The 6,701-nt window shown below is 71.6% G+C and carries 8 protein-coding genes and 1 pseudogene; 2 read left to right on the top strand and 7 right to left on the bottom strand.

The features are described 5' to 3' along the window. The 3 genes and pseudogenes from AWZ10_RS25490 to AWZ10_RS25480 form a co-directional block, all read right to left on the bottom strand. Window positions 1–317 (bottom strand): annotated as a pseudogene (locus AWZ10_RS25490) (VWA domain-containing protein); the annotation flags it as partial. Continuing rightward, on the bottom strand, window positions 314–1,270 hold the full coding sequence (locus AWZ10_RS25485) for an AAA family ATPase (RefSeq protein ID WP_244172541.1): 957 nt from the start codon (window positions 1,268–1,270) through the stop codon (window positions 314–316). The pseudogene AWZ10_RS25490 and the gene AWZ10_RS25485, both read right to left, overlap by 4 nt. A gap of 153 nt (window positions 1,271–1,423) precedes the next feature. Beyond that, window positions 1,424–2,080 carry a TetR/AcrR family transcriptional regulator gene (locus AWZ10_RS25480; protein ID WP_046709940.1) on the bottom strand — a complete coding sequence of 219 codons (657 nt, stop codon included), beginning with the start codon at window positions 2,078–2,080 and terminating at the stop codon, window positions 1,424–1,426. A 122-nt stretch (window positions 2,081–2,202) separates the two neighbouring features. Here AWZ10_RS25480 and AWZ10_RS25475 point away from each other — a divergent pair, with 122 nt between their 5' ends. Continuing rightward, window positions 2,203–2,763 carry an NAD(P)H-dependent oxidoreductase gene (locus tag AWZ10_RS25475; protein WP_046709941.1) on the top strand — a complete coding sequence of 187 codons (561 nt, stop codon included), beginning with the start codon at window positions 2,203–2,205 and terminating at the stop codon, window positions 2,761–2,763. Window positions 2,764–2,857: 94 nt separating this feature from the next. Here AWZ10_RS25475 and AWZ10_RS25470 read toward each other — a convergent pair whose 3' ends face one another. The 3 genes from AWZ10_RS25470 to AWZ10_RS25460 form a co-directional block, all read right to left on the bottom strand. Continuing rightward, window positions 2,858–3,415, bottom strand: a complete 558-nt coding sequence (locus AWZ10_RS25470) for a YbaK/EbsC family protein (protein WP_060892089.1) — start codon at window positions 3,413–3,415, stop codon at window positions 2,858–2,860. A 44-nt stretch (window positions 3,416–3,459) separates the two neighbouring features. Then, complete coding sequence (locus AWZ10_RS25465) at window positions 3,460–4,032, bottom strand: helix-turn-helix domain-containing protein (RefSeq protein ID WP_046709943.1); 573 nt, start codon at window positions 4,030–4,032, stop codon at window positions 3,460–3,462. Between the two features lie 100 nt (window positions 4,033–4,132). Beyond that, window positions 4,133–4,912, bottom strand: a complete 780-nt coding sequence (locus AWZ10_RS25460; RefSeq protein ID WP_046709944.1) for an acyltransferase — start codon at window positions 4,910–4,912, stop codon at window positions 4,133–4,135. A gap of 97 nt (window positions 4,913–5,009) precedes the next feature. Between AWZ10_RS25460 and AWZ10_RS25455 the strand changes: the two genes are divergently transcribed. Next, window positions 5,010–5,552 carry a gamma carbonic anhydrase family protein gene (locus AWZ10_RS25455; RefSeq protein WP_046709945.1) on the top strand — a complete coding sequence of 181 codons (543 nt, stop codon included), beginning with the start codon at window positions 5,010–5,012 and terminating at the stop codon, window positions 5,550–5,552. An 84-nt stretch (window positions 5,553–5,636) separates the two neighbouring features. Here the strand turns inward: AWZ10_RS25455 and AWZ10_RS25450 are convergent, their stop codons facing one another. After that, entirely contained in the window at window positions 5,637–6,287 is a 651-nt protein-coding gene (locus AWZ10_RS25450) for a DedA family protein (protein WP_046709946.1), read from the bottom strand. Window positions 6,288–6,701 lie beyond the last annotated feature (414 nt).

Genomic DNA, 6,701 nt, shown 5'->3' with positions numbered 1-6,701 from the left:
CGGTCGCGCAGCTCGTCCCGGTCCCCGGCCGACGCACCCCGCGCCCCCGTCAACTCCCCCACGCCGAGCGGGAAGTACAGCTCGAAGGCCGCGTCGAACACGGCACGCTGCCGGTCGGCGCGCAGCAGCGCCGCCGCCAGCCCCTCCCGGATCCGCTCCCGGTCGGTGAGGCCCAGCACCTCCAGCACGGCCGCCGCGTCCACGGTCTCGCCGGGCCCGATCCGTATCCCATGGCCGCGCAACGCCCTGACGAACGCGGTCAGTCGCTCGGCCAGAGAGCCTGGAGCCGTGCTCGCACCACGGGCCCCGGCGCTCATACCAGCGTCAGCTTCCGCGCGGCCTTCTCGATGTCGTCCTGGTGCTTGAGGATCACACCCAGGCTGTCCCGTACGACGGTCTCGTCGAGGGTGTCGGCACCGAGGGCGAGCAGGGTGCGTGCCCAGTCGATGGTCTCGGCCACGGAGGGGGCCTTGCGCAGCTCCATCTCGCGCAGCGCGCCGACCACCCGGACCAGTGAGTCGGCGAGCGCGTCGTCCAGGCCGGGGACCCTGAGCCGGACGATCCGCCGCTCCAGCTCGGCGTCGGGAAAGCCGAGATGGAGGAAGAGGCAACGGCGGCGCAGGGCCTCGGAGAGCTCGCGGGTGGCGTTCGAGGTGAGGACCGTGAAGGGGCGCCGGGTGGCGGTGATCGTGCCCAGCTCCGGGACGGTGACCTGGAAGTCGCTGAGCACCTCCAGCAGCAGCCCTTCGACCTCGACGTCCGCCTTGTCGGTCTCGTCGATGAGGAGCACGGTCGGCTCGTCGCCACGGATCGCGGTCAGCAGGGGGCGGGTGAGCAGGAACTCGTCGCTGAAGATGTCGGTGCGGGCGTCGTCCCAGGCCTCGTCCCGCCCGGCGGTGATGCGCAGCAGCTGCTTGGCGTGGTTCCACTCGTACAGGGCGCGGGACTCGTCGATGCCCTCGTAGCACTGGAGCCGGACCAGGCGGGCGGCACCGACCCGCGCGACGGCCTTGGCCAGCTCGGTCTTGCCGACGCCCGCCGGGCCTTCCACCAGCAGGGGCTTGCCCAGCCGGTCGGCCAGGAAGACGGTGGTGGCGACGGCCGTCGAGGCCAGGTACCCCGCTTCGGCGAGCCGCGCGGCGACGTCGTCCACGGAGGTGAAGAAGCCGGTGCCGACGATTTCCGGGCGCCCCTCCTCGCCGTTCCCGCCCTCGCCGTTCCCTCCCTTGACCGACTCGCCGTTCCCGCCCTCGCCGTTCTCGTCGGTCATGTGGCCCCTCCCGCTCGCGCGGCGTACGAGGCCGCTCTCCGACATCCGCCCCCAAGTTACCAAGCGGTCGCTTTGCCTGTCTCCGGTTGGCGTGCCCAGGTTCACCCTCCGGTCGACGTGCCCGGTTCCACGCCTTGACGTCCAAGGCCCTGACTAGGCCGCCACGACCAGTCGCGCGACCAGGTCCCCCCACCCCAGCTCCAGCCGGTCGAGGGGCATCCCCCGCCGCCCCACCAGGTGGTCGACGAGGCTGATGTCCAGATAGCTCAGCATGCTCTGCGCCAGCAGTTCGACGTCGCCCGTCGTCCCGGTGCGGCGCAGCAGCATGCACAGATGGCCGAGGCGGAGCTGCGTGGCCGGGCTGGTGTGGCGGCGGGAGACGTCCGCACAGGCCGCGAGATACAGGTCGCGGTGGGCGTACTCGTGCCGGATGACGGCGGCGCCGAAGGCCCGGAGCCGCTCGACGGGCGGCGCGTCGGGACCGAGGGGCGGCGGGCCGGTCAGGAACGCGGCCTGGAGCTCCCGCTCGTGGTGGTCGAGAAGCGCGATCATGAGCCCGAACCGGTCGCCGAACCGCCGGAAGACGGTGCCCTTGCCCACCTCGGCGGCGGTCGCCACGGCCTCCATGGTCAGGTTGGCGGCCCCGCAGTCCGCCGCGAGCCGGGCGGCGACCTCCAACAGCCGGGTCCGGTTGCGGGCCGCGTCCGCGCGCAGTCGGGGCTGGCCGGAGGGGGTCGGGGCGAGGTCCAGCAGTCCGTCGAGGGGGTCGGTTTCCTGAGGCGCCGGGAAGGGCGGCAGCGACTCTTTCATGAAGGGAGCGTAACGCTCACCACAGACAAGTGGACCCCGGTCCGGATAGGTGCTACAAATTTCAACGGACCCCGGTCCGCTTAGCTTTTCCCCAGGTGCACATCCTTGCTAGGAGTCAGCTCATGTCCGTACGCATCCTCGCGCTCGTCGGCAGCCTTCGCGCCGGCTCACACAACCGCCAGCTCGCCGAGGCCGCCGTGAAGTACGCCCCGGAGGGCGTCGAGATCGAGCTGTACGAGGGTCTGGCCGACGTCCCGTTCTACAACGAGGACCTCGACACCGAGGCCGCCCTCCCGGCCACCGCCGCACGGCTGCGCGAGGCCGCCGGCCAGGTCGACGGCCTCCTGCTCTTCTCCCCCGAGTACAACGGCACCATCCCGGCCGTCCTGAAGAACGCCATCGACTGGCTGTCCCGCCCGTACGGCGCCGGCGCCCTCTCCGGCAAGCCGGTCGCCGTGGTCGGCACCGCGTTCGGCCAGTTCGGCGGCGTGTGGGCGCAGGACGAGACCCGCAAGGCCGTCGGCATCGCCGGTGGCACGGTCCTGGAGGACGCCAAGCTCTCCATCCCCGGCTCGGTCGTCCGCTTCGCCGAGACCCACCCGGCCGACGACACCGAGGTCGTCGCCGGTCTCACCGAGGTCCTGAACCAGCTCAGCGCCAAGGCGGGCACCGCCGCCGCCTGAGCCGGCCCTGTGCCGTACGTCGCCGGGTTCCGGGCCATGCGCCCAGGGCCCGGCGACGGCGTTCCGGCACGCACGGCCCTTCCGGGTGTGCCAGTCAGGCCACGCCCAGCCCCTCCAGCACCACCGCGTTCGGCAGCTCCGCGAACGCCTTCCCCGGCACCAGCAGTTTGCCGCGCCGCCGTCCGCTGCCGACCAGGACGTACGGCAGGTCGGCCACGGCCGAGTCCACCAGGACCGGCCACGACGCGGGCAGCCCGACGGGCGTGATGCCGCCGTACTCCATCCCGGTCTCCCCGGTGGCGGTGTCCATCGACGCGAACGAGGCCTTGCGGGCGCCGAGCCGGCGGCGGACCACACCGTTGACGTCGACACGGGCGGTGGAGAGCACGACACACGCGGCCAGACTCGACTCGCTTCCGCGCCTGCCCGCGACGACCACGCAGTTCGCGGACCGTTCGAGCAGGTCCTGCCCGTAGTGCTGGACGAACACCGCGGTGTCGGCCCACTCCGGATCCGTCTCGACGTACAGGATCTGGTCGGCGGGCACGCTGCCGGGCCAGTCGCGTACGGCGTCGGCGACCGGGCCGACGAGGTCGTCGAGGCAGTCGGGGGCGGGGGTGGCGTGGTCGAAGTCTCCGATGGGTGCGCGCATGGGCCGCACGGTAACAAAGGCCCGCCGGCGGCCAGTCCGACGTCTCAGTGCACGGCCGGCACGGACACCGTCAGCACCATCTCCGTGGGCGCATCTCCCTGATTCGCGTACTCGTGCGCCGCGTTGGCCTCGAACGTGACGCTCGCACCGGCCGGGACGCGATACTCGGCGCCCTCGACGGTGAGGGTCAGCTCGCCCGCCGTGACGTGCGCGATCTCGACCGTGCCCACGGGGTGCGGGTCCGAGCGGCTGCCCTCGCCCGGCATCAGCAGCCAGCTCCACATCTCCAGCGGGCCGGGCGCCTCCGCACCGGCCAGCAGCTTGCTGTAGCTGCCCGCTTCGGTGTGCCACAGCCGGACCACCTGCTCGGCCGGGACGATCCGGACCTTGGGCCCCTGCTCGTAGTCGAGCAGCGTGGTGATGCTGACGCCGAGGGCGTCACCGATCTTGACGACGGTGCCGAGGCTGGGGTTGGTGCGGGCCTGCTCGATCTGGATGAGCATCCCGCGGCTGACTCCGGCGCGTGCGGCGAGGGCGTCCAGGGTGAAGCCCCGCTCGGTGCGCCAGCGCTTGACGTTCCGCGCCAGGGACTGGGTCAGCAGGTCGAGATCCGACACATTCCGTCCAATATTCTCAATGAAGGAGTTCAACGCGGTGAACCAAGAGGTGAGCCAGGATGTGGTGCACCCGACGTTCACCGAACTCTACTGCGAGCCACTAGGCGGACTCCCCGGCCTCCTCGGCGTCCCACTCGGCCAACGCAAGCAACTGCTCCGGCGTGACACCGTCGGGAATCGGCACGGGGGCAGGCGTCCGGATCGGCGGCTGCCACCCCTCGACCGGATCCCAGCGCCGCACGACCCGCGCGGGCGCCCCGGCCACCACCGAGTGGTCCGGCACCGCCCCCCGCACCACCGCTCCCGCGGCGACCACCACGTTCCGCCCCACCCGCGCCCCCGGCAGGATCACCGCACCCGTGCCGATCCAGCACCCCGGCCCGATCGACACCGGGTCCATACGCGGCCACTGCTTGCCGATCGGCTCGTGCGGGTCGTCGTACGAGTGGTTCGTGGACGTCACATACACGTACGGCCCGAAGTAGCAGTCGCTGCCGATGGTGACGGTGGTGTCGGCGATGACATGGCTGCCCCGGCCGAGGACGACACCGTCACCGATGCGCAGGATCGGCTCCGCGCCGAGGTCCAGGTCGGGCATCAGTCCGGCGGTCAGGGTGACCTGCTCGCCGATGATGCAGTGGGAGCCCAGATGGATCCACGGCTCACCGAAGACTGTGCCGAGCGGGAAGGCCAGCCTGGTACCTGTTCCCATCGCACCGAACCGGAAGCGGCCGGGCCGGTCGGCCGTCACCGATCCCGTGCGCTGCAGCCACGCCCAGCCCGCATGGACGGCGCGCTGCACGAGACGGCCACGCCAGGACGAGAACGTGTTCTTGCTCTTCGACACCCGCTCACGGTACTCACCGGCCGGCACACCCATGACGCCGTTCGGCTGTGATCTTCACCCCACGGGATGCGCACGCCATGCCTTACGGTGCGGGTGAGGACCGATCCTCATCCATCACCAGGAGGCGGCGATGAACCGGCAGCGGGCCCTGATCACGACATTCGGCGGCAGGAAGCCGCATGTGGAGGAGGCCGCGTTCGTCTCCCCCACCTCGGTGGTGATCGGCGACGTGACGCTGCGGCCCGGGTCGAGCGTCTGGTACGGGGCCGTACTGCGGGCCGAGTTCGAGCCGATCGTCATCGGCGCCGACGCCAACGTCCAGGACAACTGCACGCTGCACGTCGACCCCGGGTTCCCGGTCTCGATCGGTGAGCGGGTCTCGATCGGCCACAACGCGGTGGTGCACGGGGCGACCGTCGAGGACGACTGCCTGATCGGGATGGGCGCGACAGTGTTGAACGGCGCGGTGATCGGGGCGGGTTCCCTGGTGGCCGCGCAGGCGTTGGTGCCGCAGGGGATGCGCGTGCCGCCGGGGTCGCTGGTGGCGGGGGTGCCGGCGAAGGTGAAGCGGCCGCTCACCGACGAGGAGCGGGAGCTGGTGACCCTGAACGGGACGCACTACACGGAGCTGGCCGCGGCGCACCGGGAAGCGCAGGAGGAGTACGGCGCGTAGGCCGTCCGCGGGCCGGATGTCACCGGTCGCGCCCACGCGCTCGGAGCCGCACATCGACACGGCCCCGAGCGCCTGTTGGCGCGGCTAGTCCGCGGCGGTCACCAGATCCCCCTCGGTCTCCTCCGCCTTCTCCGCCGCCTTCTTCGCCTTGCGCTTGATCACCAGCATCGAGGTGACGCCGATCAGGACGGCCAGCACCAGCCCCAGCCAGGAGAAGCGCTTGAGCCAGGCCTCGGCGACCACGCCGACGTAGTAGATGACGGCGGTGGTGCCGCCGGCCCAGAGGATGCCGCCGAGGATGTTGGCGACGAGGAAACGCCAGTAGGGCATCTGCAGGACGCCGGCGAGGGGGCCGGCGAAGATGCGGAGGAGGGCGATGAAGCGGCCGAAGAAGACGGCCCACATGCCCCACCGGTCGAAGGAGCGCTCGGCGACGGCGATGTTGCTCTCGCTGAAGTGTTTGGGGAACCTTCGATTGAGCTTGTCGAGCAGCGGACGGCCGCCCTTGCGGCCGATGGCGTAGCCGATGGAGTCGCCGATGATCGCGCCGGCGGTGGCACAGGCGCCGAGGACGAACGGGTCGATCTCACCGTGCTGGGAGGCGAGCAGCGCGGAGGAGACCAGGATGATCTCACCCGGCAGCGGAATGCCCAGGCTCTCCAGGCCGATGACCAGCCCCACCAGCAGGTAGATGCTGAGCGGGGGCACTGTTTCGAGCCACTCCTGGACGTGCAAAGCCGGTTCCTCCCGTGTAGCGGATCAAAGGCCCCCGGCGTGCGCTCACGACGGAGCGCGCGCCGGGGCAGCCTACCCGCTTACTCGGACGGCGACGGAGTCCTCCAGGTTGCCCCCCGGCCCGCACTGTTGCTCACCGTGCATGGTCGCGCCCAGTGCGTCGCCGCCTCGTCGGGCGGTCACGAGGGGGTGAGCGCCCGCCTCGCCCGGCCGGGATCGCGGGCCGGCCGACGCTGCCCGGCGTTCAGCGGTGTCTCCATGCCGAAGTGACGGAAGGAGGCGCTGCGCCTCGTTCGACCCGGGTCGCGCCGAAGTCGAGGTCCGCGTCCGGGTCGCGCGGCGAGGCGAGGGGCGGGGATGCCTGATCGGCGAGGGCCGGGGGCAGGCGGGGCGGGTGTGGGGCGTCCGGGAACG

This window comes from Streptomyces europaeiscabiei (assembly GCF_001550375.1).
Classification (GTDB): domain Bacteria; phylum Actinomycetota; class Actinomycetes; order Streptomycetales; family Streptomycetaceae; genus Streptomyces; species Streptomyces europaeiscabiei.
Note: the sequence above shows the minus strand (reverse complement) of the source record. Positions and strands in the feature narration are given on the sequence as shown.